1 protein-coding gene is annotated in these 461 nt (G+C 38.4%); it reads right to left on the bottom strand.

Going from position 1 to position 461, the window contains the following annotated elements; genetic code table 11:
- The coding region (locus HMPREF2930_RS11580) for a DUF1542 domain-containing protein (protein WP_176745774.1) at positions 1-461 on the bottom strand (461 nt) is incomplete at both ends.

Below are 461 nucleotides of genomic sequence, written 5' to 3'. Positions count from 1 at the left end.
TCTTCTGTTGTCGCATCTGGTGTTTGATCAATCGCTTCTTTTTTAGCTTTTGCAACATCATCAATTGCTTGTCTTGCTTCTGATTTTTTGATTACTTCTGGTTGGATTGCATTGATTGTAGTTGTACCATTTGTTTTTGCTTCATCCACACCTGAATTATTTATTGCTTCATTGATATGGCCTTTGGCTTCCGTTACCGCTTGGTCTACTTTCGCTTTTGCAGCTTCTTTTTCTTCTGTTGTCGCATCCTGGATTCGATCAATTGCCTCTTTCTTAGCTCTAGCTACTTCATCAATTGCCTCTCTTGCTTTTATTTTTTTCGTAATTTCTGGTTGGATTGCATTGATTGTATTCGTACCATTTGTTTTTGCTTCATCCACATCTGAATTAGTTATTGCTTCATTAATATGAGCTTTGGCTTCCGTTACCGCTTGGTCTACCTTCGCTTTGGCTGCCTCTTT

This window comes from Staphylococcus sp. HMSC068C09 (genome assembly GCF_001813735.1).
Classification (GTDB): domain Bacteria; phylum Bacillota; class Bacilli; order Staphylococcales; family Staphylococcaceae; genus Staphylococcus; species Staphylococcus hominis.
Note: the sequence above shows the minus strand (reverse complement) of the source record. Positions and strands in the feature narration are given on the sequence as shown.